25 protein-coding genes and 1 pseudogene are annotated in these 24,646 nt (G+C 71.9%); 14 read left to right on the forward strand and 12 right to left on the reverse strand.

What is annotated here, in order from left to right; translation table 11 throughout:
• Positions 1-9: 9 nt before the first annotated feature.
• Positions 10-981 carry a hypothetical protein gene (locus AB0C27_RS45335; RefSeq protein ID WP_357858690.1) on the reverse strand — a complete coding sequence of 324 codons (972 nt, stop codon included), beginning with the start codon at positions 979-981 and terminating at the stop codon, positions 10-12.
• Between the two features lie 149 nt (positions 982-1,130).
• Between AB0C27_RS45335 and AB0C27_RS45340 the strand changes: the two genes are divergently transcribed.
• Positions 1,131-2,774 (forward strand): heparinase II/III family protein, encoded by a 1,644-nt coding sequence (locus tag AB0C27_RS45340; RefSeq protein ID WP_357858693.1) that lies wholly within the window; start codon positions 1,131-1,133, stop codon positions 2,772-2,774.
• A gap of 11 nt (positions 2,775-2,785) precedes the next feature.
• On the opposite strand, the gene AB0C27_RS45345 is transcribed toward AB0C27_RS45340, so the two are convergent.
• The 4 genes from AB0C27_RS45345 to AB0C27_RS45360 form a co-directional block, all read right to left on the reverse strand.
• Positions 2,786-3,427, reverse strand: coding sequence for a response regulator transcription factor (locus tag AB0C27_RS45345; RefSeq protein ID WP_357858696.1), 642 nt, complete (start codon positions 3,425-3,427; stop codon positions 2,786-2,788).
• 102 nt (positions 3,428-3,529) lie between these two features.
• The gene (locus AB0C27_RS45350; protein ID WP_357858699.1) at positions 3,530-3,916 is read right to left on the reverse strand and encodes a hypothetical protein; all 387 of its coding nucleotides are present in this window, start codon (positions 3,914-3,916) and stop codon (positions 3,530-3,532) included.
• A gap of 23 nt (positions 3,917-3,939) precedes the next feature.
• The gene (locus tag AB0C27_RS45355; RefSeq protein ID WP_357858701.1) at positions 3,940-4,326 is read right to left on the reverse strand and encodes a hypothetical protein; all 387 of its coding nucleotides are present in this window, start codon (positions 4,324-4,326) and stop codon (positions 3,940-3,942) included.
• A 183-nt stretch (positions 4,327-4,509) separates the two neighbouring features.
• Positions 4,510-5,943 (reverse strand): MFS transporter, encoded by a 1,434-nt coding sequence (locus tag AB0C27_RS45360; protein WP_357858704.1) that lies wholly within the window; start codon positions 5,941-5,943, stop codon positions 4,510-4,512.
• Positions 5,944-6,121: 178 nt separating this feature from the next.
• Between AB0C27_RS45360 and AB0C27_RS45365 the strand changes: the two genes are divergently transcribed.
• Together AB0C27_RS45365 and AB0C27_RS45370 are read left to right on the forward strand one after the other, a co-directional pair.
• Entirely contained in the window at positions 6,122-7,330 is a 1,209-nt protein-coding gene (locus AB0C27_RS45365) for a cytochrome P450 (RefSeq protein ID WP_357858707.1), read from the forward strand.
• Positions 7,327-8,004 (forward strand): TetR family transcriptional regulator, encoded by a 678-nt coding sequence (locus tag AB0C27_RS45370; RefSeq protein WP_357858709.1) that lies wholly within the window; start codon positions 7,327-7,329, stop codon positions 8,002-8,004. The genes AB0C27_RS45365 and AB0C27_RS45370 overlap by 4 nt, the downstream gene beginning before the upstream one ends.
• Here AB0C27_RS45370 and AB0C27_RS45375 read toward each other — a convergent pair.
• The 4 genes from AB0C27_RS45375 to AB0C27_RS45390 all read right to left on the reverse strand — a co-directional run bounded on the left by AB0C27_RS45375 (position 7,971) and on the right by AB0C27_RS45390 (position 11,728).
• Entirely contained in the window at positions 7,971-8,624 is a 654-nt protein-coding gene (locus AB0C27_RS45375; RefSeq protein ID WP_357858712.1) for a PHP domain-containing protein, read from the reverse strand. The two genes, AB0C27_RS45370 and AB0C27_RS45375, sit on opposite strands and share 34 nt — an antisense overlap.
• Before the next feature lie 117 nt (positions 8,625-8,741).
• Positions 8,742-10,163, reverse strand: coding sequence for an aldehyde dehydrogenase family protein (locus AB0C27_RS45380; RefSeq protein WP_357858715.1), 1,422 nt, complete (start codon positions 10,161-10,163; stop codon positions 8,742-8,744).
• A gap of 90 nt (positions 10,164-10,253) precedes the next feature.
• Entirely contained in the window at positions 10,254-11,525 is a 1,272-nt protein-coding gene (locus AB0C27_RS45385) for a cytochrome P450 (protein ID WP_357858718.1), read from the reverse strand.
• Positions 11,522-11,728, reverse strand: coding sequence for a ferredoxin (locus tag AB0C27_RS45390; RefSeq protein ID WP_346114296.1), 207 nt, complete (start codon positions 11,726-11,728; stop codon positions 11,522-11,524). The genes AB0C27_RS45385 and AB0C27_RS45390 overlap by 4 nt, the downstream gene beginning before the upstream one ends.
• A gap of 648 nt (positions 11,729-12,376) precedes the next feature.
• Between AB0C27_RS45390 and AB0C27_RS45395 the strand changes: the two are divergent.
• The 3 genes and pseudogenes from AB0C27_RS45395 to AB0C27_RS45405 form a co-directional block, all read left to right on the forward strand.
• A pseudogene (locus tag AB0C27_RS45395) lies at positions 12,377-12,973 on the forward strand (class I SAM-dependent methyltransferase); the annotation flags it as partial.
• Positions 12,974-13,114: 141 nt separating this feature from the next.
• A complete protein-coding gene (locus AB0C27_RS45400; protein ID WP_357858722.1) occupies positions 13,115-13,873 on the forward strand; it encodes an SDR family oxidoreductase in 759 nt (252 codons plus the stop codon).
• A gap of 76 nt (positions 13,874-13,949) precedes the next feature.
• The gene (locus tag AB0C27_RS45405) at positions 13,950-16,292 is read left to right on the forward strand and encodes a DUF4132 domain-containing protein (protein ID WP_357859073.1); all 2,343 of its coding nucleotides are present in this window, start codon (positions 13,950-13,952) and stop codon (positions 16,290-16,292) included.
• A 22-nt stretch (positions 16,293-16,314) separates the two neighbouring features.
• Here the strand turns inward: AB0C27_RS45405 and AB0C27_RS45410 are convergent, their stop codons facing one another.
• A complete protein-coding gene (locus AB0C27_RS45410) occupies positions 16,315-17,334 on the reverse strand; it encodes a hypothetical protein (RefSeq protein WP_357858725.1) in 1,020 nt (339 codons plus the stop codon).
• Positions 17,335-17,412: 78 nt separating this feature from the next.
• Here AB0C27_RS45410 and AB0C27_RS45415 point away from each other — a divergent pair, with 78 nt between their 5' ends.
• Positions 17,413-18,003 carry a TetR/AcrR family transcriptional regulator gene (locus AB0C27_RS45415; RefSeq protein WP_357858728.1) on the forward strand — a complete coding sequence of 197 codons (591 nt, stop codon included), beginning with the start codon at positions 17,413-17,415 and terminating at the stop codon, positions 18,001-18,003.
• A gap of 26 nt (positions 18,004-18,029) precedes the next feature.
• The gene (locus AB0C27_RS45420) at positions 18,030-18,782 is read left to right on the forward strand and encodes a hypothetical protein (protein WP_357858731.1); all 753 of its coding nucleotides are present in this window, start codon (positions 18,030-18,032) and stop codon (positions 18,780-18,782) included.
• A gap of 79 nt (positions 18,783-18,861) precedes the next feature.
• Here AB0C27_RS45420 and AB0C27_RS45425 read toward each other — a convergent pair whose 3' ends face one another.
• The gene (locus AB0C27_RS45425) at positions 18,862-19,419 is read right to left on the reverse strand and encodes a CGNR zinc finger domain-containing protein (protein ID WP_357858734.1); all 558 of its coding nucleotides are present in this window, start codon (positions 19,417-19,419) and stop codon (positions 18,862-18,864) included.
• Positions 19,420-19,500: 81 nt separating this feature from the next.
• On the opposite strand from AB0C27_RS45425, the gene AB0C27_RS45430 reads away from it, so the two are divergent.
• The 5 genes from AB0C27_RS45430 to AB0C27_RS45450 all read left to right on the forward strand — a co-directional run bounded on the left by AB0C27_RS45430 (position 19,501) and on the right by AB0C27_RS45450 (position 22,861).
• On the forward strand, positions 19,501-19,968 hold the full coding sequence (locus AB0C27_RS45430; RefSeq protein WP_357858737.1) for a DUF664 domain-containing protein: 468 nt from the start codon (positions 19,501-19,503) through the stop codon (positions 19,966-19,968).
• Positions 19,965-21,176 (forward strand): aminotransferase class I/II-fold pyridoxal phosphate-dependent enzyme, encoded by a 1,212-nt coding sequence (locus AB0C27_RS45435; protein WP_357858740.1) that lies wholly within the window; start codon positions 19,965-19,967, stop codon positions 21,174-21,176. The genes AB0C27_RS45430 and AB0C27_RS45435 overlap by 4 nt, the downstream gene beginning before the upstream one ends.
• 207 nt (positions 21,177-21,383) lie before the next feature.
• Positions 21,384-21,755 carry a group 1 truncated hemoglobin gene (locus AB0C27_RS45440; RefSeq protein WP_357858743.1) on the forward strand — a complete coding sequence of 124 codons (372 nt, stop codon included), beginning with the start codon at positions 21,384-21,386 and terminating at the stop codon, positions 21,753-21,755.
• A 279-nt stretch (positions 21,756-22,034) separates the two neighbouring features.
• Positions 22,035-22,658 (forward strand): hypothetical protein, encoded by a 624-nt coding sequence (locus AB0C27_RS45445; protein ID WP_357858746.1) that lies wholly within the window; start codon positions 22,035-22,037, stop codon positions 22,656-22,658.
• A complete protein-coding gene (locus AB0C27_RS45450; RefSeq protein WP_357858749.1) occupies positions 22,655-22,861 on the forward strand; it encodes an NADAR family protein in 207 nt (68 codons plus the stop codon). Before AB0C27_RS45445 ends, AB0C27_RS45450 begins: the two co-directional genes overlap by 4 nt.
• Positions 22,862-22,917: 56 nt before the next feature.
• Here the strand turns inward: AB0C27_RS45450 and AB0C27_RS45455 are convergent, their stop codons facing one another.
• A complete protein-coding gene (locus tag AB0C27_RS45455; RefSeq protein ID WP_357858752.1) occupies positions 22,918-23,364 on the reverse strand; it encodes a helix-turn-helix domain-containing protein in 447 nt (148 codons plus the stop codon).
• A 65-nt stretch (positions 23,365-23,429) separates the two neighbouring features.
• Here AB0C27_RS45455 and AB0C27_RS45460 point away from each other — a divergent pair, with 65 nt between their 5' ends.
• Positions 23,430-24,638 carry an MFS transporter gene (locus AB0C27_RS45460; RefSeq protein ID WP_357858755.1) on the forward strand — a complete coding sequence of 403 codons (1,209 nt, stop codon included), beginning with the start codon at positions 23,430-23,432 and terminating at the stop codon, positions 24,636-24,638.
• Positions 24,639-24,646 lie beyond the last annotated feature (8 nt).

The raw sequence follows: 24,646 nt of genomic DNA on the forward strand, positions 1-24,646 counted from the left end.
TGGCCCTGTTTACCGGGACATGACCTGGTCGGGGGCGAGGCGGGGCGCACCCCAGATCGACTCAGGATCCACGTACGGGCGGATCAGCTCGGTCAGCACGGGATCGCCGCGGCCGTGCAGCTCGTCGGCGGCCACCTTGCGGACCACGCCCGCCATCACGTCGGCGACCTGCACCCGCTCGTCCAGCTCCGAGTCGACCAGCCGCAGCCCGGCCATCCGGCCGCCGGCGATCTCGCGCATCTGCGCGACGCGCTCGTCGGTCAGTGTGGTCTGCCGGTCGTGCACGACCATGACGGGGCCGCCGCCCGCGCCCCAGTACGTCACCGCCCGGACGATCGCCGGGATGAGCGGGTCGAGCGCGGGGAACACGTAGGGGTCGTCGAGCAGCCGTTCCCTGAACGCCTCGGCCCGCGCCCGCGACCGCCACAGCGACTCCATGATCGCCCCCGCCGCGCCGCCGGCCCCGCGCAGCTCGTCGACCAGCCCGAACGTCTCCTCGACCGACGTGACGACCCCCTGGCCGTTCTTGGCCCGCAGCAGGTAGTTGAAGGAGTCGAGGAAGGCCGCCCACCGCTCGGCGCCGAACGCCCGCGGGCCCTCCCGGTAGAGGGTCAGCGCCGTGTCCACGGCGGCCGGGTCGAGGCCGATGCGCGGCGCGTGGTCGTCCTGGAGCAGCCCGGCGACCTTGCCCACCAGGTAGAAGGTCTTGTCGGTGAGAAACACGCGCACGTTGCCGAGCACCGGCCCGCTCGGGCTGAGCAGCCACAGCAGCGCCGCCCGGTGCTTGTCGCGCAGCACGTGGCCCGCGGCGTACTCGGAGGCGGGCGTGGGCGCCCGCACGCGCAGCTCCGCGACGCAGGCCAGCGCCGTCTCGGCGTCCATCAGCACGCTGGCGTGCGCGAACGTGTCGGTGTTGCCGCCGATGAGCTTCTCGCCCTCCGCGCCGGACTCGTCACACGCGATCTCGAGGGGTTCGTGCACACCAGCGAATCTATCCGGGGCCGCCGCCGGTCGCGAGACAATTTCCCCTGGTACGCCCGCGCCGAGCCGGCCAGGACCGGTTACGTTGGGTGCCGCGAGGCGGACGCCGCAGACCGAAGCGGCCGGCGCGCCGTGACCTGGAAGGACGCATGACCGCCACCCCCACCCCCCGGCAGGCCGGCCTTGGCCGGATGGTCCGCGAGATCCGCGCGGAGGCCGACCGGGCCCGCGCCACTCCGGCCCCCGAGCTCACCTTCACCCTCTGGCGCCGCTTCGCGGACACCGGCGAGCGGCAGGCGTACGAGCGCGCCTATTTCGAACGCCGCCGCCGCCTGGCCGCCCTCGTCCTGGCCGCGCACCTCGACGGCCGGCCCGACCCGGCGCTGGACGACCTGCTGTGGTCGGTGTGCGACGAGCGCACCTGGGTCCTGCCGGCCCACGAGCCGCAGGACCGCCCGCCGGACACGTTCGTGGACCTGTTCGCCGCCGAGACCGGCCACACCCTGGCCGAGGCCGCCTCCCTGCTCGACGGCCTGGCCGACCCCCGCGTCCTGGCCCGGGTCCGTGAGGAGGTGGACCGCAGGGTGTTGCGTCCTCTTTATGGTGATCCGGCCCCGATGTGGTGGGAGAGCGCCCGGCACAACTGGCCGGCCGTCTGCGCCGGGGCGGCCGGCCTGGCCGCGCTCGCCCTCGGCTCGTCCCACCTGCCCGTGCTGCTGCCCCGGCTGCGCGCGGCCATGGAGGCGTTCCTGTCGGGCGCGGGCCGGGACGGTGCCTGCCTGGAGGGGCCGGACTACTGGACGTACGGGTTCGGCTACTTCACCTACTTCGCCGAGGCGCTGCGCGAGCACACCGGGGAGGACCTGCTGGACGATCCGCACGTACGGGAGATGGCCGCGTACCCGGCCAGGATCGACCTCGGCGACGGCGCCAGGCCCGCCTTCGCCGACGCGCACGGCGAGGGCGTCTACCCCCTGGGGTTGTTGTGCCGCCTGTCCGGCCGCCTCGGCGTTCCTCTGCCGGTCCGCACCGGCGAGCCGTCCTTCCACGACGACCCCTGCTACCGGTGGGGCCACCTGAGCCGCACGCTGTGGTGGTCGGAGGACGTCCCGGAAGCAGGCCCGGAGCCGTGCTCGTACCTGCCGAACGCCGCGATCGTGGTGGCCAGGTCGGGCGGCACCGCCTTCGCCGCCAAGGGCGGCCACAACGACGAGCCGCACAACCACCTCGACCTCGGCCACTTCGTGCTGCGCGGCCACGGGCGGACGCTGCTCGACGACCTCGGCGCGCCCGAGTACACCCGCGACTACTTCCGCGAGGGCCGCTACCGGGTGCCCCACGCCTCGGCGGAATGGCACTCCGTCCCCCTGATCGACGGCTCCGGCCAGTCGCCGGGCCCCGGCCGCCGCGCCGAGGTCGTCGCGCACGCGGCCGGCGACGGCGCGCTGACGTTCGCGCTCGACCTCACCGCCGCCTACGACGTCCCCGCGCTCGACCGGCTCGTCCGCACGTTCCGCTGGCGGGCCGGGCGGCTGGAGCTGGAGGACACCTTCGATCTCCGCACCGGGGACGCGCTGGTGGAGGAGCTGTTCGTCTCCCGTGTCCGCCCGTCCGTGGCGCCGGGACGGGTGAGCTGGGGGCCGCTCGCGCTCGCGGTCCCGCCCGGATGGCGGGCCCGGGCCGAGGAACGGGACGTACGTGGCCACCGCGGCGAGCACGAGACGATCCACCGCGTACGCCTGACGGCCCGAATCCCCTCAGGCGCGCACCGCTTCGTCTTCACGATGGAGTGAGCCGGGGCCCTTCAGTCGGTGCGTCCCGCGCGCAGGCGGGCGGAGAGCGCGGCGGCCTGGGTGCGGCGCTGCATGCTGAGCTTGGCCAGTAGGTTGGAGACGTAGTTCTTGACCGTCTTCTCGGCCAGGAACATGCGCTCGCCGATCTGCCGGTTCGTCAGCCCCTCGCCGATGAGGTCGAGGATGTGGCGTTCCTGCTCGGTCAGGGAGGCGAGGGGGTCCTTCTTGGCGGCCTGGTCGCGCAGGCGGTGCAGCATGGCGGCGGTGGTCTGGGGGTCGAGCAGCGACTGCCCGGAGGCGACCGTGCGGACCGCGCCGACCAGGTTGGAGCCGTGGATCTGCTTGAGCACGTAGCCGGCGGCTCCGGCCATGACCGCGTCGAACAGGGCGTCGTCGTCGGCGAAGGACGTCAGCATCAGGCACGCCAGCCCCGGCACCCGGGAGCGCACCTCGCGGCACACGTCCACGCCGTTGCCGTCCGGCAGCCGTACGTCCAGCACCGCCACGTCTGGCGCGAGCGCGGGAATGCGGGCGATGGCGGACTCGGCCGTCCCGGCCTCGCCGATCACCTCGATGTCGTCCTCGGACTCCAGCAACGCCGCCACGCCACGCCGGACGACCTCATGGTCGTCCAGCAGGAACACCCGAATCATGCCTCCGACGCTACAGCGGGCGTGGCCGCGAGCGTAGGGACGAAAGTCCCGAGAAACCGGCGGGGGCCCGCCACGATGGTGGCGGGCCCCCGTTCGGGTCCGTCAGGAGACGGTCAGGACGAACGAGGCGTCGCTCGGGTGACCCTCGGTGTCGGTGCTGCGCACCGAGACGCCGTGGTGGCCCGCGTGGCACCACGGGGACTTCACGGTCACGCTCAGCCAGCGCGGATCGCCCCACAGGCCCACCGACGTGGCGTGCACCGCCACCGGGCCGCCCAGGTCGACCTCATGGCTGAGGATGATGCAGTAGAGCCCCTCGCGCACCTGCCAGGCGTGCACGACGTTCTTGCTGTCGCCCACCGGTGAGCCGTCCTTGCCGATCACGATCGACGCCTGGGCGTACGGCGTGTCGGCCAGGGCGGGAGCGACCGGGGCAAGGACCGCGGCGGCGGTGAGAGCCGTCGCGGCCAGGCGCTTGATGGTGTTCATGTCTTTGTGCCTTTCTGTCCCGGTCAGGAGATGGTGACGTCGAAGCCGCCGTCCGCCAGGTGCCCCGTGCTGGTGTTGTAGACGTGGATGGCGAGCGTGTTGTGGCCCTCGCACGTCGAGGACGGGTTCCGGTAGGCGATGTGCGGCAGGCGCCGTGGGTCACGCGGGGTGATCTGGATCAGGGCGCCGGTGACGTCCACCTTGTGGGAGAACTCCACGCAGTAGCGGCCGGTGTCGACCCGCTCGGAGGAGATGACGTTCTTGTAGTTGTTCAGTGCCCCGTCGGCGTCGACGATCGCGCCGGCCCTCGCGTACGGCGCGTAGATGTCGGCGTGCGCGACGGATCCGGCGGCCAGGAAACAGCTGGCGGCGGCCAGGACGAGACCGCCGGCCAGGGAATGACGCAGCATGAATTACCCCCTTTGGTACAACCGCAGAAGAGATCTGCAGCGGCACGCTAAGCCAGGGGAGGCGGCGGCGCCACGAACCACCCCGCGTCATGACGTTCAAGGAATCTTGACCGCGTCGGGCCGCCGTCCGCGCTGGTCAAGGCGGCATGATGGTGCCCGCGCGCTCGGGGTGGCTCCGCGCGGTCAGTGTTGCTCGACGGCGGCGGCGGGCACGGCCACCGGCTCGGGGTCGCGCCGCCCCGGCAGCGCCAGGGTGATCGCCGCGGCGGCCAGCGCGGCCCCGCATCCGATCAGCATGCCGGTACGGAACCCCGCCTCCGACGGCAGCGCCCGGCCGCCGAAGTCGATGGTCAACTGCGACAGGACCACCCCGACCACCGCCGCCGACACCGTGGTGCCGATCGAGCGCATGAGGGTGTTGAAGCTGTTGGCGGCGCCGGTCTCCGAGCGGGGCACCGCACCCATGATGAGCGCGGGCATCGAGCCGTAGGCGAACCCGATGCCGACGGCGCACAGGCAGGTGACGATCAGCAGTCCGAACGGGCTGCCGAGCAGGAGCATGGAGGAGCCGTACCCGAGGGCCATGACCAGGCTGCCGACCATCAGCGTCACCTTGGGGCCCCGGGCGGCCGACAGGCGGGCGCCGACCGGTGAGATGACCATCATCATCAGCCCCGACGGCGCCATCCACAGACCGGCGGCCAGCATCGACTGGCCCAGGCCGTAGCCGGTGGCCTCGGGCAGCTGCAGGATCTGGATCACGATGAGCGACTGGGCGAACATCGAGAAGCCGACCACGATCGAGGCCACGTTGGTCAGCAGCACCTGAGGCCGAGCGGTGACCCGCAGGTCGACCAGGGGGTCGCGGACGCGCAACTCCCACCAGCCCCACAGGGGCAGGACGACCGCCGCCGCGGCCAGCAGCCCGAGCGTGGTGCCGCTGGTCCAGCCCCAGTCGGCGCCCTTCGAGACGCCGAGCAGCAGGCAGACCAGGCCCGCGCCGAGCCCCAGCGCGCCCACCAGGTCGATGCGGCCCCGTGCCGCGGCGGGCGTGGGCGGCACCAGCAGCCGGATGAGGACGCCGACCGCCAGGCTCAGCACGGCCGCGGCCCAGAACAGCGCCCGCCAGCTGGCGTACTCGGCGACCCCGGCGGCCACCGGCAGGCCGAGCGCGCCGCCGATGCCCATGGACGAGCTCATCAGCGCGATGGCCGGGCCCAGCCGGTCGGGCGGCAGCACGTCGCGCAGCGCGCTGATGCCCAGCGGGATCACCCCCATGCCCATGCCCTGCAGCCCGCGGCCGATGACCATCGGGGCGAGGGAGCCGGCGAGCGCGCAGACGACGCAGCCGAGGACGAGGGGGACCGTGCAGACGAGCATCATCCGGCGCTTGCCGTACAGGTCGCCCAGCCGTCCCATCACCGGCGTCGTCACCGCTCCGGCCAGCAGCGTGGCCGTGACCACCCAGGAGGCGTTCGACGCCGAGGTGCCGAGCAGCACCGGCAGCTCGCCGATCAGCGGCACGACCAGGGTCTGGGTGAGAGAGGCGACGATACCGGCCACCGCCATCACGGTGACGATGCCATGGGGGCGGCCCCCGGAACCGGGCTCGGCCACGCGATTCCCCCTTCTGTGATCGACGTGAGAGCGGTGTGCACTCTACACATCGAGTGTTTCATGCACACATCGGGGGACTCGTACCCCGCCTGTCGCCGGATGCCCGAATCCTCCGGGGCTCTGGTTTAACTAAGGCGAGCGCCTTAAAGTTGATCGACATGTCAACGATGGAGGGCCGATGAGCGACAGCCTGCCGAACTACCCGTTCGACCGATCCGCCACGCTGGAGCCGCCGCAGGAGTGGGCCGAGCTGCAGGCCGGCTGCCCGGTGGCGCACGTGCGGCTGCCCAGCGGCGACACCGCCCGCCTGCTCACCCGCTACGACGACGTGCGCACCGTGCTCACCGACTCGCGCTTCCGCCGGGGCGGCGGCGACGCCGCGCGCGTGTCCACCACGAAGGACGGCGGCATCTTCGCGCGGGCCAGTGAGGGCACGGACCTGAGGGAGGGGGAGGGGCACATGCGCTGGCGGCGGCTGCTGAGCCGCTCCTTCACCATCAAGCGGATGGAGGCGTGGCGGCCCCGCGTGCAGGCCATGGCCGACGAGCTCGTGGACGAGATGGTCAAGTGGGGCTCCCCGGCCAACCTGTCGGCCGGGCTCGGGCTGCCCCTGCCGGTACGGGTCATCTGCGCGCTCGTCGGCGCGCCGAGCAAGGACCAGGACAAGTTCGCCCACTGGTCGCAGGTCATGCTCACGCTGACCCGCTACAGCCAGGCGGAGGTGGAGGAGGCCTACCGGGACTTCGACGCCTACGTCTCCGACCTCGTCGACGAAAGGCGCGCCGACCCGGGCGACGACCTGCTCAGCGAGCTCACCCAGATCTCCGACAGCGAGGACGGGCGGCTCAGCCACCAGGAGCTCATCGCCACCGTACGCGCGCTGCTGCTGGCCGGCCACGAGACCACCTCCAACATGATCGCCATCATGGCGGCCATGCTCCTGTCGGAGCGCGAGCGCTACCAGGCGGTCATCGACGACCCGGAGCTCATCCAGGGCACCGTGGAGGAGGTCCTGCGGCTGGACACCACGCTCAGCGTCATCGGCTTCCCCCGCGTCGCCACCGAGGACGCCGACCTGGACGGATCCGTGGTGCCGGCCGGAGCGACCGTCATCCCGTGCCGGCCCGCCGCCAACCGCGACCCGCGCAGGTTCGACGAGCCCGAGCGGTTCGACCCGCGCCGCGCCAACGCCGCCCAGCACCTGAGCTTCGGCGCGGGCTCCCACTACTGCCTCGGCCAGCCGCTGGCCCGCCTGGAGCTGCAGGTGGTGCTCGGCACGCTCGTCCGCAGGCTGCCGACGCTGCGGCTGCGCGACGGCGTGGACGGCCTGCGGCTGCGCAAGGGGCTGCTGTCCGGCGGGCTCGAGGACGTCTGGGTCACCTGGTGACAACCGCTCCGGCGTCGGCTCGTGCCGTCCTGGCCAGGACCGTGATCATGCGTACGGCCGAGCGCCTGTACGCCACCCACGGCCTGGCCGAGGTGTCCCTGCGGCAGATCGGGGAGGCGGCGGGGCAGCGCAACAAGTCGGCGGTGCAGTATCACTTCTCCGGCCGCGACGACCTGATCAAGGCGATCCTGGCCGAGCACGCCGAGGCGATCGAACGGCACCGGCTCGCCCTGGCGGCCCGCCAGGGCGAGCCCGGCCCGCGCGACCGGGTCCGCCACATCGTGCTGCCCCGCATCGAGCACCACATAGAGCTGGGCACACCCTCCTGGTACGGCCGCTTCCTCGCGCAGGTCACGGTCGAGCCGGCGCTGCGCGAGTACGCCGTGCGGGCGCACCTGAACACGGCCTCCCTGCGCCGCCTGCACGACTCCCACGGCTCCGGCGTCGGCCGGTCGAAGGACATGACCCGGCAGCTCATCGTGCACATGTCGGCCGAGCTGGAGACGGAGCTGGCCCGGGAGCAGCCGCCCGCTGCGGTGGCCGCCGCGGCCTGGCGGCGGCTGGGCGCCGACCTGGTCACGGCCATCACCGGCCTCACCGAGGCTCTCGGTACGTCGGCCGGTGGTGTGCGGCGGCCCGATCAGCGTGTTCCCGGCCGGGGCCTGGGCGGGTAGCGGGGCGCGTGCGGGCGGTACTCGCCATATCGCTCCGCCTCGCGCAGGGCGTCCAGGAAGGAGCCGGGGCCGTCGAAGTCGGGCATCTCCAGATACGCCGCCCCGACCCCGTCCGGATCGTGCGCGTCCGAGCCCACCGTGCCGGGCAGCCCGTACGCCAGCGCCGTCCGCAGCGCGGCCCGGTTGTGCTCCTGGTCGGCGACCTTGGCGTTGAACACCTCCACCGCGTCGATCAGCCCGGCCGCGCACATCGCGCCGAGCTCGGCCCCGACGCCCGAGCGCAGCGGGTCGTACGGGTGCGGCGCGCACACGATCCCGCCCTGCGCGCGGATCCGCCGCACCACCTCCCGGGCCGCCAGCACGTACGGGACCCGCTCGGTCAGGAACAGCCCGATCAGCTCGCCCGAGCCGGTGCGGATCTCCTCGCCGGGCACCACCCGGGCCCCGATCTCCCTCGACAGCCGCTCCGCCGTCCCCGCCAGCAGGTTGTGCTCGGTGAGGCAGACGACGTCGATCCGGTGGGCCGCGACCCGCTCGGCCAGCTGGCCGAGCGTGGTGACGGCGTCGCCGGACGCGACGGTGTGCACGTGGCAGTCGACCCGCACCCATCCAGGGCGCACGTCCCGCCGCGTGTCAGGAGGAGACGTATCAGGTGGAACGGTCATCGCGCACTCCGCAGGCGGCCGAACTGCTGCCGAGGGCGGTGACGACGCCGGCCAGTCTGACCATCCGGAGGGTCAGAGCTGCACGGACGTGGTGGTGAGGAACTCCTCCAGCCCGAAGCGGCCGTACTCGCGGCCGTACCCCGACTGCTTGAAGCCGCCGAAGGGCGCCAGGCCGTTGTGCGCGCCGTCGTTGACGCGGATCTGCCCGGCCCGCAGCCGCCTGGCCACCCGTCGGGCGCGCCCGGGGTCCGCGGAGCGCACGCCGGCCGCCAGCCCGTACGCGGTCCCGTTGGCGATGCGCACCGCGTCGTCCTCCCCGTCGTAGGGCAGCACGACCAGCACCGGCCCGAAGATCTCCTCCTGGGCGATCCGCGACTCGGGCGTGACCCCGCTCAGCACGGTCGGGCGCACGTAGTAGCCGCGCTCCAGCCCGTCGGGGGCCTCGGGCCCGCCGGTCAGGATCGTCGCGCCGTCCTCGGCCGCCGCCCGCAGATGATCGCGTACGCGCTCCCGCTGCACCGCCGACACCAGCGGACCGAGCCGCGTGGCCGGATCGCGGGGATCGCCGATCGTGTACGTCAGCGCCTCCTCGGCCGCGATCGTCTCCGCCCGGGCCAGCCGCTCGCGCGGGACGAGCAGCCGGGTCAGCGCCGAGCAGGTCTGGCCCGAGTTGAGGTAGCAGGCGCCGACGCCCTTGCGTACCGCGTCCTCGAACGCGGCGTCGCCGAGGTCGTCGAGCAGCACGTTCGGCGACTTGCCGCCCAGCTCCAGCGCGGTGCGCTTGACCCCGGCGGCGGCCAGCTCGGCGACCCGCCGCCCGGCCCTGGTGGAGCCGGTGAAGGAGATCATGTCCACCAGCGGATGCGCGGCCAGCGCCTCCCCGGCCTCCGGCCCGGTGCCCGAGACCAGGTTGAACACGCCCGGCGGGAACCCCGCCTCGTGCATCACGTCGGCCAGCACGAACGCGTTGAGCGGCGTCACCTCGCTCGGCTTGAGCACCACCGTGCAGCCCGCGGTGAGCGCGGGGGCGACCTTGGCGGCGATCTGGTGCAGCGGATAGTTCCACGGGGTGATCGCGCCGACCACGCCGATCGGGTCCCGGTAGACCACCGAGTCGCCGAGCCGCTCCTCGAACTCCAGGCCCGCCGCGATGTCGGGCATGGAGGCGAACGTACGGACCGGCGCGCCCACCTGGATGGCCCGGGTCAGCCGCAGCGGCATGCCCAGCTCGTCCACGATCATCTCGGCCAGCTCGTCCGTGCGTTCCCGCAACGCCTCCGCCACGGCCGCGCACAGCGCCGCACGCTCGGCGGCGGGCCGGGCCGACCACGCGGGCAGCGCGGCGGCCGCCGCCTCCACGGCTCTGGCCACGTCCTTGGCGTCGCCGCGCGGCACCTCCTCGAAGGCCTCCTCGGTGGTGGGGTTCACCACCGGTATCGCCGCGCCGCCGCCGGCCGGAACCCACTCGCCGTCGACATAGATCCGATGTGGCATGGCCCACCTCAGGTATGGGAGCTAGATTCTAGATTTGGATTCTAGTTTCACTCCATCCCGCCGTCCAGGGCGTGGGCCATGCCCGCCGGATCAGCCGATGCGCAGGGGGAGCGCACGAGGCCCGCGCACCTGGCTGGCGGCCCACGTCACCGACGCCGGATCGGCCAGCTCGAACACCGGGACACGCTCCAGCCAGACCTCCAGCGCCACCCGCAGCTCCATCCGGGCCAGGTGGGAGCCCACGCAGCGGTGGATGCCCAGCCCGAAGGCGGCGTGCCGGTTCACCTCACGGTCGATGACCACCTCGCCGGCCCGCTCGAACTGGGCCGGATCGCGGTTGGCGGCGGGGAAGGAGAGCAGGATCCAGTCGTCGGCCTTCATGTCCACGCCGTTCCAGTTCATGTCCTCTCTGACCAGGCGGGCCATGGTGACCGGCGCGTAGGCGCGCAGGAACTCCTCCATCGCGGTCGGCAGCAGCCCCGGCTCCGCCACCAGCCGTTCGCGGTCGGCCGGCGTCTTGGCCAGGTGCCACAGGGACGCGCCGATCGCGCTCCACGTCGTGTCGATCCCCGCGATGAGCAGCAGCGTCATCGTGCCGACGACGTGCAAGGGGTCCAGCTTGCGGCCGTAGAGCTCGGCGTTGATGAGGTACGTCGTCAGGTCGTCACGCGGGTTGGCGACGTGATCCTGAATCTGCGCCACCAGGTAGTCCGTGAGCTGGTCGAAGCCCTGCAGTCGCTCGTCCTGCGGCCGGTTGATGCTCTCCAGCGCGATCTCGACGAACCGGGCGAAGCGCGGGCCGTCCTCCGGCGGGAAGCCGAGCATGTCGGAGATCACCCGCATCGGGATGTGCTGGGCGTACTCGCGGGCGGCGTCCACGACCTCCCGGCCCTCCATCCGGTCGATCAGCGCGTGGCAGAACGCCCTGGTCGCCTCCTCCCGCTTGGCCACCGCCGACTTGGTGAACGCCGGCAGCAGCAGCTTCCTGGCGTCGTGGTGGAAGGGCGGATCGGAGGAGATCGGCGGCACGGCCCCCACCGGGGCCAGCTCCTTCGGCGGGCGCACGTTGCTCACGATGATGGCCCGGGAGGTGAAGCGCTCGGTGTCGTACGCGACCGCGGCGACGTCCTCGTACTTGGTGGGCAGCCACACCCCGCCGAACCGCTCGGTGTGCGCGATCGGGCAGCGCTGCCGCAGGTCGTCCTGGATCGGATAGGGATCGGCCGCCCATACGGGATCGACATGGGAGAAGTCGGTCGCCCAGTCCGAGACCGGGTCGGTGACGATCTCCGTGACGGTGCCGATCGGGCGGCTCTTGCGCTGCTCCTCCAGCTCCTCGCCGAAGCGCTCGCCGGCCGTCATCGCAGTGCTCCGTCCAGCACCTCGATCGCGCGTTCCGGGCAGTTGGACGAGGCCAGGCGCGCCCCTTCCTCCTGCTCCGGCGGTACGGGGCCACCGCCGAGCACCGTGCCGTAGCCCTCGTCGTCCTCGCCGAACAGCCCGGGCGCCAGGTCGTAGCAGCGCCCGTGACCATGGCATCGTCCGGAGTCGATCTGTACCTTCATGGGCTCTCGTTTCCCGTCTGTTGTGGGACACGTCGTTGAGCGAATTAAAAAAGCGTTCATTTGTCCCGTCAACCCCACGGGGGCAGAGCCGGCTCGGGTCAGGTCCCGGGCGCGAGGAGTGCGTGGAGGCCGGAGCGCAGGGTCCGGGCGTCGATGTCCCCCCGCCGGCCCCCAAGGTCTGCTGAGTCCAGCGCGAAGAGGAGCAGCGCTCACCGCGCCCACCACTCCGGGACCGGTCCCCGAGGAATGGGCTGATATTGGGCGCGCTCAGGACATTCCATTCCATCCGCCAGCGGAACTCAAGGAGGATCATGTCCGCCACGATCAGGACCGCCGCCCTGGCGGTGGCCGCGTCCCTCGCTCTCCTCCCCGCCGTCGCTCCCGCCGCCGCCAAGCCCAACCTGCGTGCCTGCTACGACGGCAACTGCAAGATCACCATCACCAAGAAGGTCTCGTTCCCGGTCGACCCCAGCTTCGGCATCACCAGGCTGACCCTCTCCTTCAAGGCCGACCGCATCTACCACAAGTACAGCGGGCCGGGCCTGCGAGGCTCGGGGTACTTCGACGAAGGCGGGTCGAGCACGATCCACGGCATCCTCGTCTACGACCTGTCGGTGTCCAAGAAGAAGGCGGTACTGGCGCTGATGGCGGATCCTCGACGCCGGCTGCGGCGCGGGCCCGCTGTTCGCCGAGTTGCGCGACCGAGGCGCCGTCGTGACCGGCGTCGACGCGAGCGCCGGGATGCTGGAGCTGGCCAGAAAGCGGCTGGGCGCCGACGCCGATCTGCGGGTCGCCGACCTGGCCGGGCCGCTGCCCTTCCCCGACGAGGCGTTCGACGACGTCGTCGCGTCCCTGGTGCTGCACTACCTGGAAGACTGGGCGCCGACGCTGGCCGAGCTGCGACGCGTGCTGAAGCCGGGTGGCAGGCTCCTCGTCTCGGTCGACCATCCTTTCAGCGTCACTCTCTTCCAGCACCTGGCCGGGGAGAAGCCCAGATACTTCGAAACCCGTAGCAGGACCGACGAATGGACCATGGGCGGGCAGAGCACGAAGATGAGGTTCTGGGACCGGCCGCTGCACGCGATGACCGAGTCCTTCACGGCGGCGGGCTTTCGGATCAGCGTCATCAGCGAGCCGCCGTTCGTGCCCGAAGCCCGCGAACGGTTCCCCGAGGAGCTGCGCGAGTTCGAGCCCACGCGCACGAGGTTCCTGTGCTTCTTGTTCTTCGTTCTGGAAGCCGCATAGCGAGCGTCGGCCCGCCTTGGTTCTCGTATCCGAGAGGAATGTGCAAGTACGGGCGAGGAACGTTCTAGGGTGCCCGCAGGTCAAGCCGGTTGAATGGAGGTACCGCAAAGAGCGGACACGTACGCAGAAGGAGAATCCATCATGAAGGTCGCCGTCGTCACGGGCGCCAGCTCCGGCATCGGGCAGAGCGCCGCCATCGAGATCGCCAAGCGCGGAACCGGAGTCATCCTGACCTACGGCGGCAACGAGCGAGCTGGGCTGGACACGGCCGCCGCCATCGAGAAGGACGGCGGTAAAGCCGTCGCCCTCCACCTGGACCTCGGCGACGTCGCCGGCTTCGCGGCCTTCAGGGACGCGGTGGCCGGCGCGCTGCGCGACACCTGGCAGCGCGACACCTTCGACTACCTGGTGAACAACGCCGGTTCCAGCGAGGCGTCGCTGATCGTGGACACGAGCGAGGAGACGTTCGACAAGCTCATGCGGGTCCTGCTCAAGGGGCCGTACTTCCTCACCCAGCGGCTGCTGCCCCTGATGGCGGACGGCGGCGCCATCGTCAACACGAGCAGCAGCTCGGCGGCGACGGCGGGCCTGGAGCCGGGCTACTCGGTCTATGCGTCGATGAAGGGCGGCATCGACGTGCTGACCCGGTACATGGCCAAGGAGTTCAGCACGAGGGGCATCCGCGTCAACTCCGTCTCACCCGGACCGACCCGCACCCGGCTCGGCGGCGACGCCTTCACCCGCTTCCCCGAGGTCATCCCGGCCCTCGCGGCGAGGACCGCGCTCGGCCGGCTCGGCGAGCCCGACGACATCGGCGCGATGATCGCCACCCTGGTCTCCGACGAGAGCCGCTGGGTCACCGCCCAGAACATCGAGATCTCGGGCGGCTTCAACCTCTAGACGCCTCGTCAGCCCGCCCTGGAGTGTCGGTCCTGGCTGGTATTCATGATCTTCCGATCGTGAGGAGAGTCGTGTGATGACGTCAGCGGGCAAATGGGACCACCTGGGCCCGGAGATGAGCGCCGTCTACCAGCGGTTCGACGAGCTCACCGAGCAGGGATCCGATCCCGAACCCGGCGTCGACTGGGGGACCTACGGGACTTACGCCCACATGAAACTCTGGCTGGGGCCGGAAGGCGGCCACGACTACGACGAGCGGGTGCTGCGCGTGGTCAGGTCGGTGGCCGAGCGCGACATCGACTTCACCTACCGGCAAGCGCATCACCTCATGGAGCGGGCGTGCTACTGGGCGGGGCGGCAGGGTCACACCCGCTACGAGGAGCTGTTCCGGATCCCGCTCGCGGCCGCCCGCCGGTTCGACCACCAGCGCCGCCGCGAGCTGCTGCGCTGGTTGACGGCCGGGCCGGGGCTGAAGGAGGCGCGGGCGCTCCTGGCCGAGCAGGTGAGCGACCTGCTCACCGAACCCGCCGCGAACGGCCCGGCCGGGGTGGTCCGCACTGAAATCGGGGACACCGACCACTTCGCCCGCATGCTGGCCGAGGAGTACGGCCCGCGCCTGGCCGAGCTGCGGCCCCTGTTACGCCACTGGAACACCGCCCGCTCGACCAGGCCGAGCGCCCGTTGGCTCAGGAACGCCGAGCGGATGCTCACCCCCGGCGCGGTCGCCCTGGTCCGTGAGCTGCTCACCCGGCTGGTGGCCTACCGGGGCGGAGAGTGGGTCGTCCGCCATGGCGAGGGGGAGTGGCAGGACAAGGTCTTCCTCAGGGAGGACACCATCGTCGTGGTGCGCGGCATCCTGTGGACCTGTCAGGTCGTCGACGAGCGCTGGGTGACCTCGCTCGTCACCGACGTCGCGATGACCTGCGGCACCGGCAGCAACGGCATGGGCTCCACGTGCCGCTGCGAGCCCGTCACCAACGCCGCCGTCGGCGTCCTGGCCCGCAGGGGCGGGCTCGACGTGATCGTCCCGCTGTCCAGGATCCAGGCGAAGGTGCGGGCGAGGTCCGTACAGCGGAATCTGAGCCTCGCCCTCGACGCGGTGGCCGCCGAGAACGGGCTGACCCGCGAGCAGCTGCTCGACCGGGCGGTTCCCACCTTCGGCCTGGACGCCGACGGCGTGCGCGAGGAGAAGATCGGCGACTACCGGGTCCGGTTGTACGCCGACGTGCCCGCCCTGCGCTACGTGAACGCCGCCGGCAAGACCGTCAGGTCGCTGCCGAAGGAGCTGCGCGCGGAGCTGTCCGATCTGCGGGCCGTGCTGAAGGAGCTCAAGCTGGCGCAGGCGGCCGAACGGTTCCGCCTGGAACAGGCGATCGTCCATGAACGGACGTGGCGCTGGCGCGAGGTGAGCGAGTACTTCCTCGACCACCCCGTCACCGGCCCGTACGCCCGCGCCCTGGTCTGGCGGATCGCCGGCGGCCCCGCGGACCTGCCGGTCAGGACGGCCGGCGGCTGGGAACTGGCCGGCCACCGCCCCGACCCCGACGCCGTGGCAGGTCTGTGGCACCCGATTCACGCGAGCGCCGGCGAAGTGGCCGCGTGGCGCGACCGCCTGCTCGAAAGCGGGGTACGCCAGCCGTTCAAGCAGGTCTTCCGCGAGCTCTACCCGCTGACCCCCGCCGAGGAACGAACCGGCACCTTCTCCCGTCGTTTCGCCGGTCACGTGCTGCGCTACGGCCAGGCCAGGACCCTGCTGGGCCAGCGCGGCTGGACCGGCAGGTCGATCGGCCACTGGGATTCCGTGAACGGCGGCGGCCAGGGCGAGGTGATGCGCGACCTGGCGGGCTGGCAGGCCCGCTGGGCGATGCACATCGTCTCCGCCTACGGGATCGAGCCCATGCTGTGCGCCACCGAGAGCATCACCTTCCACCGCGACGGGCGACCGGCGTCGGTCGCCGAGCTGCCGACGCTGGTGCTCTCCGAGATCCTCCGCGACGTCGATCTCGCCGTGGGCGTGGCCTCGGTCGCCCGCGACGACCAGGCGACGGCAGGCCACGAACGTTATTGGCGCTCCCACGGCTTCGGCGAGCTGACGGAGACGGCCAGGACCCGGCGCGAGGTGCTGGCGCGGCTGCTGCCGAAACTGCGGATCGCCTCGCGAACAGAGCTGACCGACCGGTTTCTGCTCGTCCGGGGTGATCTGCGGACGTACAAGATCCATCTAGGGTCGGCGAACATCCTGATGGAGCCCAACGACACGTACCTGTGCATCGTCCCGGCGACCGGGGGCGCGGCCGGGTCGGTGTTCCTGCCGTTCGAGGACGACGGGGGGACGCTGTCGGTGATCCTGTCGAAGGCGTTCCTCCTGGCGGACGACACGGCGATCACCGACCCGACGATCACCCATCAGCTTCACTGACCGGCCACCCCGCCACCGGCGATCACCGTGCGGGTGGCGCGCCCGCGACGTCCGCGAAGGTGACGCCGATCTCCGCCATCCGCTCGGCCGCGTACGCGGGGTCGATCAACGCCTCGGGGGTGTGCAGGCCGGGCGGCACGGGGGCGCCGCCGCGCAGGCCGAGCAGCCGTTCGACGCCGAGGGCGACCCCGAGCGCCGTCAGAGGTCGCTGCCCCTCGGGGTGGAGGAGGTGGCGGCTCGTCCTGAGCGGTGCGCCCGCGCGGTCCACGCCTTCGAGGTCGATCCTGACCTCCGTGGACGGGGGCCCACCGCGCCGCCTGCCCGCCGATTCGCCGATCGCGAACGCGAAGCGCACGTTGGGCGCGCCCGTCGCGAGGGCCAGGCTCGGCACGTCGAGGATGGGGACGATCTGGCCGGGCAGCACGGCGCCGTCCACGCCGGTGACCTCCACCTCCGCGTCGGGGCCGCTCACCCAGTGGAAGACGCCGTCGCGGCGGACGTGCCCCGCTGAGGTGGCGGCCAGCAGGCGTTCCAGGTCCACCACGGCCGCGGGGCCGCCGCTGTCCTGTTCGTCCAGTACGCCGCTGACCTCGATGGTGTCGAGCCGGCCGAACTCCCCGGCGAGGCCGAGCACCGCGAGCACGACGAGCCCCGCGTACCAGTGGCTGGCCAGCAGGATCGGCGCCGCGCCGGCTCGCAGGCCGGCCGCGACCACCTCGGGTCCGATGTCGACCAGGCCGCTGGAGATGCTGACGTACGGCAGGCCGCGGTCCTGCGCGTACCGCAGTCCGTTCAGATGGTTGTCCCGCACCGACGCCACGACCGCCGAGTGGCCGCCGGTCTCCTGGAGGCCGAGGTCGCCGCGCCGCAGATCGATGGTCGCGGCGGTCGCGCCGCCCAGCTCGCCGGCGACCCGCCGGGCGCGGCCGAGATCGCGGCCCGCGATCGTCAGCGGCAGCTCCGGGTGCCAGCGGCGCAGGAGGGCCGCGGTCGCCGCGCCCGCCTGGCCGGATCCGCCCATGATCAGTACGGAGTGCTCCACGTGATGTCCTCTCGCTAACCTACATTCTGTAACTTACATTTTGTAGCTTAGGATGACAGGCGACGCAAGGGAGGACGATTGGCCACCGGATCGACCCGCCTGTCCAAGCCGGCCAGGCGGGAGCAGCTACTCGACACCGCCATGGCGATCGTGCGCGCCCACGGCACCGACAGCCTGACCCTGCTCAGCCTCGCCGAGGCCGCCGGCGTGAGCAGGCCGATCGTCTACGACCACTTCGGCACCCGCTCCGGCCTGCTGATCGCGCTCTACCGGCGGCTCGAAGAACGGCACCGGGCCGCCTCGGAGCAGGCTCTGCGCGACGCCCCGGCTGTCCCCCGCGAGATCGCCCGCGTCCTGAGCGCCGCCTATTTCGCCTGCGCCACCGACATGCCGGAGTGGACCGCCGTCTCGGCCGCGCTCAAGGGCAGCCAGGAGATGGAGGCGATCGAGCGCGAGCTGCTCGACGGCTACACGGACCTCATGGTCACCGTCCTGCGGCCCTACTCAGGGCTCACGCCGGACGCCCTGCGGCTGTGCTGCGTCGGCGTGCTGGGCGCGGCCGAGTCGATCGCCGCGGAGCTGAATCGGGGGCGTACCACCGTTGCCGCGGCCATCACGGCACTGGCGGACCTGACCGTCGGCGGCATCGCCACCGAGGCTTTGAGCTGACGCCGCCTATGCGAAGGAGGAAGCAGGTGCCACGTTCCGGCCGGGTGGTGTTCGTCGACTGGCACGGCGTGCTTTCCCGCGACCCCTTCTGGGCGTCCATCAGGGACGACGCCCGGCATCCGCTGCACTCGCAACTGGTGGCGAGCCTCGCTCGGATCTTCGCCGGTGACGGGGCGCACGCCTGGATGAAGGGCGAGGTGTCGGCCGCTCGGGTCATCGCGGGCATGGGCATCCGGCTGGACCGCCGGTTCCGCGACGACTTCCTCCAGCGCCGGTTGCTGGCCGACTGTGCCCGGATGAAGGTCAACGTTCCGTTGATCAGGATGCTCCGGGAGGTCAAGGCACATGCCTCGATCGTCGTGTCCACCGACAACATGGACTGCTTCGCCGACACGTTCCGGCGGGTGCGCGGGAACCGGCGCCCGGCGGGGCCTCGTTCGGAGACGTTCGCCGAGTGGGCTTTCGTGTGGGACGACCTGATCTGTTCCAGTGATGTCGCCGTGCTCAAGAGCGAAGGCCCTGTCGGGTTCTTCGGGCCCTGGCTGAGCCGGCACGGACTGACCTTTGCGGACGCGCTGCTCATCGATGATCTAGCGGACAACTGCGCCGCGTTTCAGGAGCAGGGAGGAACGGCCCTGTGCTGGAGGATGAACGCCGACGACATCACCGAGGCCGCCGCCGCGCTCAGCCGGTGGCACGGCGCGATCACCGAGCCCGAACTTCTCTTCGCCGCCGCTCGCGGCGACGAGCGGGATGCCTCCCGCGCCCACGGCACGTGATCTTCGGCTGAGTGCCCCACGCGAGCTCCTGTGCGGCCGGGCCCCGGTCCCGTGCGGCTCGCGCGCCGGCCGGGCCTCGTCATGGGGTCGGCGTCCCGGCGGTCGCATTCTTGCGTGAGCGGTAGTTGGCCACCTTGACGCGGTTGCCGCACTCCTCCATCCCGCACCACTGCCGGTTGCCGCCCCGGGAGCGGTCGATGAACAGGCGGGTGCACTCCACCAGGGCACACTCCAGCACACGCAGCTCACTCAGCTCGCCGAGCAGTTCGGCCGCCGAGCGGGCCACGGCGGCGGCCAGCGCGCCGGCGTCTCCCGTTCGGACGATCCCCGCGGCGGTCAGCCGCACCCCCGGAGGCGCCTCGGCCGCCTCCCAGTTGACGGCGCGCAGGTCGCCGTCCGGCCAGGGGAGACCGTTCATGCCGTGGATGACGAGCCGATAGACGGACTCGCGCAACGTGCGCAACCGCCGCAGGTCGGCGTCGCCGACCGCCGGCGCCTGGCTCGTCACCCCGGCCTCGACGGCCCATCGGCCCATGTCGGCAGGGGTGGCGAGCAGCTCTTCCGGCTCACTGCGGCGCCACTTGAGGGTGCCGGCGAAGTCGAGGGCCAGGTTGCCGCTGACGAAGACGAAAGTCACGACACCATCTTGACGGGTTACAGCCGGATGCCGCAAGGTTGCCGTACACCATCTAAGCCGGTTACATGCGGGAGACTCAGGTTGATCACCGAAGACGACTACCTCTATTACGTCGATCGCGCCCTGGACGGCATGGCCGCCATCGTCGCCGGTCTCGGCGATCGGCTGGCCAACACCAGGCCGCCGCTGCCGGGCGCCAACTCGCCGTACGCGCTGCTCACCCACTGCCTCGGGGTGACCTCGTACTGGGCCGGAGCGCTCGTGGCGGGACGCGAGGTCGCCCGCGACCGCGACGGCGAGTTCGCCAGCGCCGGCCCCGTCGGACCGCTGCTGGAGGACGTGACGGCGGTGCGGGCCAGGCTCGCCGAGGACGTGCGCGCCGCCGTCCCCGCCGCCGGGCTGCGTGGCACGCCGCCCGCGAGCTTCCTCGGCCCCGACCGCCGGCTGACCCAGGGCGCGGCGCTGCTGCACGTGTACGAGGAGCTCGCCCAGCACCACGGCCAGATGGAGATCCTGCGCGACGCCATCCTCGCCGAGGCGACGCCGTGACCGGCCTGCCGACCGGCCCCTTCGAGGCCATCGACGTCGAACGGCTGCGCTCGGGCCACGGCGTCAAGTGGGGCTCACTGCCACGGGGCACCATCGGGGCGTGGGTGGCCGACATGGACTTCGGCGTCCCGCCCGCCGTGAGCGAGAGCATCCTGCACGTCACCGGGCGCGCCGACTTCGGCTACCCGTACTGGCAGGGCGAGGACCCGGTGGTGGCGGCGTTCGAGGAACGCATGGCCGTCCGCCACGGCTGGCGCCCGAGCCCCGGCCGGACCCGCGTCTTCACCGACCTGCTGCAGGTGCTCCAGGTCGTCATCGAGTACGCCACCGCGCCGGGCGACGGCGTCGCGATCCACGTGCCCGCCTACCCGCCGTTCCTGGCCAGCATCGAACGGGCGGGACGGCGGATCGTGCCGCTGCCCATGAGCCGGGACGAGAACGGCTGGCATCCCCCGACCGGCGACCTGGCCGGGCACCTGCGCGAACAGGGCTGCCGCCTGCTGGTGCTGGTCAACCCGCAGAACCCGACCGGCCGCGTCCTGACGCCCGGCGAGCTGAGCGCGTACGCGGCGGCCGCCGAGGAGCTGGACCTGGTGGTGCTGGCCGACGAGATCCACGCCGACCTGGTGTTCGCTCCGCACCGGCACGTGCCGTTCGCTTCGGTCGGCACGGCCGCCGCGCGCACGGTCACGACCACGTCGGCGACCAAGGCGTTCAACATCGCGGGCCTGCGCTGCGCCGTCGCGCACGTCGGCCCTGACCGGCTGCACGACGCGCTGGCCAGAGCGCCGCTCGACTTCTTCGGCACGCCGAGCATCCTCAGCCGGGTCGCCACCCTGGCCGCCTGGCAGCGGTCGGAGGACTGGCTGGCGGAGCTCATGCGCACCCTGGAACGCAACCGGCGGCTGATCGAGGAGTGGGCGGCTTCCCTGCCGTGGGACCCGGGTTACCACTCGCCGCAGGGCACGTACCTGAGCTGGCTCGACTTCACCGCGAGCCCCGTCGGGGGCGACGAGCCCGCGGCGCGGCTGGAACGCCTGGCGCGGGTCAAGCTCAGCGAGGGGGCCGAGTTCTCCCAGCACACGACGGTCGACACCAGCGCGTTCGCCCGGCTCAACTTCGCGACCAGCACCCCCAACCTCACTGAGATCCTCGACCGCCTCACCACCGCCCGCCGCCGCGGCCGTGAGCGACCGGGGACCGGCTGAACCGTCCGCACCGTCACCGCGGCCGTGAGCGGCGGGGGGCCGGGCCGCCGAAGGGATGAGCGCAAGCCCGTGCGGTGCCGAGCGCCGGGCGCGTTACGCCGGTGTCACGGTGGTGAGCACCTTGGTGCGGGCACATTGCCGCCGTGTCACCGCGATGGAACGGCCCGCTGTGACGCTCCTTCCAAGCGACTGGAAGGGAAGGTCACCATGGCGTCCATCTTCGACCAGATCGGCGGCGCGAGCGCGGTCTCCGCGGTGGTCGACGAGTTCTACCGGCGGGTCGTGGCCGACCCCGGGCTCGCCGGCTACTTCACCGGCACCGACCTGGACAAACTCAAGGCCCACCAGCGCAGCTTCGTGGCGGCCGCCCTCGGCGGGCCGCAGGAGTACCGAGGCCGGACGATGGGGGAGGCCCACACCGGCCTGGCCATCACCGGCGAGGCGTTCGACGCGGTGGTCGGGCACCTGGCCGGCGCGCTGACGCACTGCGGGGTGCCGCAGGAGACCATCACCATGATCGCCGGCGCCCTCGCCCCGCTGCGCGACCAGATCGTGGACGGCCAGGCGTCCGCCGCCTGAGATTCATCCCGAAGGTGGATCGTCGCGATCTACCACGAGTGCAAGGTGCTGGTCGAGTGTCGTGCCGGCGCCAGCCGCTCCATGAACGCGGCCCCAAGGCGAGCGGAAGCCGGCGGGTGATCCCAGGCCTACGATGACTCAGATGACGGGGAATCGGACCTATCGCATCGTGGGCGCCCGGGCGAACGCGCATGAGCTGGCGAGCTGGCGGTCAGCGAGGTCGTCACCTGGATCACCGCCGAGGAACTGCTCGGGGAGGTCGCCGATGCGATCGAGCGGTTGAACGGGCGCCCCGATTCCACGGACCGATGCATCACGGCGGCACTGCGCTACGTCGACTCACGTACGGAAACCGACCGGATCGCGCTCCGCGCCGCCTACGAGGCGATCCCGGCGCATCACCGGATCTACGCACTCGGCGACATGGACGCCCGCGACATCCCGCTGCGCTTGCTCAGCTCGGAAGCGGGTGAGACGTGGGACGCGTACATACTCTTCGAGTTCGACGACGGCGGCGAGGCGTTGACCGAGGACGGCGTCGTCACCGAAGAAGGCCGCCAAGGGGCGTTCCGCTACTTCGCGCACTGGCGGCGGCCGCATCCGGCCTCAGTCGCGCGGCGGGAAGCCGACGGGCCCGCCGAGGCCCAGTCGCCGACCGTGCACCTCAACTACGGCCGTCCCATGCATCCGGCCACACACGGGTTGCGGAACGACTTCCCGGCCTCGACAAAAGTCGCCGATGCCGTCTATCCCACGGTCGAGCATGCCTACTGGGCCCTGTCCACCGACGACGAAGTCGTGCGTGAGCGCATCCGTACGGCATCGGGCCCCGAGGTGCGCGCGACATCGCGGCCGGAGCCGAACGGCGGCCGCATTGGCCGGACGTGCGCCTCGCGGTCATGACCGAACTGCTGCGCGCGAAGTTCCGCCAGCACCCCGACCTGGCTGAAGTGCTGCTGGCCACAGGCGACGGACGCATTCACTACGGCTCCGCGAACTCGCCGTTCTGGGACACTCGCGGCTCCGCCGGGCGCAACTGGATGGGCCGGCTGCTCGAACTGGTTCGCGCCGAGCTCGTGGCCGACCGCGTCGGCTTTCGGCTCTGAGGCCCCGACGCTGTTCGGGGTGCCGGCTTGACCAGGCCCGCCGTGCCGGTCGTCCGTCACTCCGGGGGGTGGCCCAGGATCAGGACCATCGCGTCGAGCAGTCGCTGCCAGTCGGGTTCGCGCAGGTCGCGCCGGAGGGCAGCGCCGGCCGCCGCCAGGGCGTCGACGAGCGTGGCGCGGATCGTCCGCGGCTCCTCCCCGAGCATGGAGGCGAGCCGGCCCACCTCCCGCCGGAAGCGCTGGCTCTGGGAGAAGTCCACCAGCGACGGCGGCAGGGCCGTGACCGCCGGATCCGCGGCCGGATCGGCGAGTTCGATCACCAGGCGGGTCCCCAGCGCGCCGGCGAGCCGGTCGAGGACCGCGACCGTCGGATTGCCCCGACCGTTCTCCAGATTCGCCACATAAGGCACCGACACCCCCGCCTCCGTGGCCACCGAGGCGACCGTCCTGCCGAGGGCGGCACGGCGGGCGCGCAACCGCCGGCCCAGTTCGACGTGATCCATGGAACTATCTTGACAGAATAATTAGGAGCACGCTTGTCTCTTGAGGGAATACTTCGGGAGGCAGAATGCTTAAGGCCCTGCGCGTGCGGGACTTCCGGCTGCTCTGGATCGCCCGCTCGATCGCCGCCCTCGGCACGAGCCTGCTCGACGTCGCGGTCCCCGCCCACCTCTACGCCGTCACCGGCTCGGCGCTGGCCACCGGCGTCAGCCTGGCCTGCAGATTTCTGCCCGCGCTGCTCATCGGGCCGTTCGCCGGGGTCATGGCCGACCGGTGGGACCGTCCCCGCATCATGATCACCACCGATCTCGTGCACGCGACGGCGATCTCCGCGGTCCTCCTGGCCCGAACGCCCGACACGATCTGGCTCGTCTACGCGGCGATGCTCGGTCAGGGCGCCGCAGCGGTGATCTTCCGCCCGGCCGCCCAGGCGCACACCCCCGCCGTCGTGGGCACCGGCCCCCTGCTCAGCGGCGCGAACGCGCTCGGCGCCGTCTCCACCGGAGTGGCGGGCCTGAGCGCGCCACCGATCGGCGGCCTGCTGTTCGCCACCGTCGGCATCGACGTCGTCATCTGCGCCGCCGTCAGCGCGAGCCTCCTCTCCGCGGCCGCCATCGCCAGGACCACGACCCGGTCACGCGCCCCTGACCTGGACCGGAACGTGCTAGCCGACCTCGTCCACGGCCTGCGCCACCTCCGGTGCGCCCCGACGACCCGGGCGCTGCTGGTCACGAACAGCGCCTTCCTGCTCGCGAACGCCGGGCTCACCGCGCTGCTCGTCCCCTTCGCCGTGACCCGCTTCGGGGGCAGCGTCCAGGTCGGCTACCTGCTGTCGGCGCTGGGCCTCGGCTTCCTCCTGGGAGCGCCGGTCAGCAGGCCGCTCATCGACCGTTTCCCCGCCAGAACGACCCTCGCCGTCGGCCAGGCGCTCGTCGCGGGCGCGTTCTTCCTCATGTTCAACGCCACGTCACTCCCGGTCGCGCTGACGGCCGCGGTCCTCCTCGGCATGCCCGCTGTCACCGTGATGGTCGCCACCCACACCTGGCTGCAACGAGCCACCCCGAAGCCGCTCCTCGGCCGCGTCAGCGCGGCCTTCCTCACTGTCGAAGCGGCGGCGAACATGGCCGGAGCCCTCGCCGCACCCGTGATGAGCGCCTGGACCGGCCTCGCGCCGGCGCTCAACGCCGCCTGCGCGCTCACCCTCCTGTCCGCCCTGCTCACCGTCTGCCTGATGACCCGAGGCGGCAACCCCGATCCTGTCGGTGCCGCCGAATAGTCTCCGAT

The sequence above is a fragment of the Nonomuraea sp. NPDC048882 genome, assembly GCF_040649755.1.
Taxonomy (GTDB): Bacteria; Actinomycetota; Actinomycetes; order Streptosporangiales; family Streptosporangiaceae; genus Nonomuraea; species Nonomuraea maheshkhaliensis.

Excerpts from the sequence above, each read along its gene's own strand:
- AB0C27_RS45365 (WP_357858707.1), top strand. The coding sequence starts at position 6,122 with ATGAGCGACAGCCTGCCGAACTACCCGTTCGACCGATCCGCCACGCTG.
- AB0C27_RS45350 (WP_357858699.1), bottom strand. The coding sequence starts at position 3,916 with ATGAACACCATCAAGCGCCTGGCCGCGACGGCTCTCACCGCCGCCGCG.
- AB0C27_RS45440 (WP_357858743.1), top strand. The coding sequence starts at position 21,384 with ATGGCGTCCATCTTCGACCAGATCGGCGGCGCGAGCGCGGTCTCCGCG.
- AB0C27_RS45390 (WP_346114296.1), bottom strand. The coding sequence starts at position 11,728 with ATGAAGGTACAGATCGACTCCGGACGATGCCATGGTCACGGGCGCTGC.
- AB0C27_RS45380 (WP_357858715.1), bottom strand. The coding sequence starts at position 10,163 with ATGCCACATCGGATCTATGTCGACGGCGAGTGGGTTCCGGCCGGCGGC.
- AB0C27_RS45340 (WP_357858693.1), top strand. The coding sequence starts at position 1,131 with ATGACCGCCACCCCCACCCCCCGGCAGGCCGGCCTTGGCCGGATGGTC.
- AB0C27_RS45385 (WP_357858718.1), bottom strand. The coding sequence starts at position 11,525 with ATGACGGCCGGCGAGCGCTTCGGCGAGGAGCTGGAGGAGCAGCGCAAG.
- AB0C27_RS45405 (WP_357859073.1), top strand. The coding sequence starts at position 13,950 with ATGACGTCAGCGGGCAAATGGGACCACCTGGGCCCGGAGATGAGCGCC.
- AB0C27_RS45400 (WP_357858722.1), top strand. The coding sequence starts at position 13,115 with ATGAAGGTCGCCGTCGTCACGGGCGCCAGCTCCGGCATCGGGCAGAGC.
- AB0C27_RS45455 (WP_357858752.1), bottom strand. The coding sequence starts at position 23,364 with ATGGATCACGTCGAACTGGGCCGGCGGTTGCGCGCCCGCCGTGCCGCC.
- AB0C27_RS45355 (WP_357858701.1), bottom strand. The coding sequence starts at position 4,326 with ATGCTGCGTCATTCCCTGGCCGGCGGTCTCGTCCTGGCCGCCGCCAGC.
- AB0C27_RS45345 (WP_357858696.1), bottom strand. The coding sequence starts at position 3,427 with ATGATTCGGGTGTTCCTGCTGGACGACCATGAGGTCGTCCGGCGTGGC.
- AB0C27_RS45450 (WP_357858749.1), top strand. The coding sequence starts at position 22,655 with ATGACCGAACTGCTGCGCGCGAAGTTCCGCCAGCACCCCGACCTGGCT.
- AB0C27_RS45460 (WP_357858755.1), top strand. The coding sequence starts at position 23,430 with ATGCTTAAGGCCCTGCGCGTGCGGGACTTCCGGCTGCTCTGGATCGCC.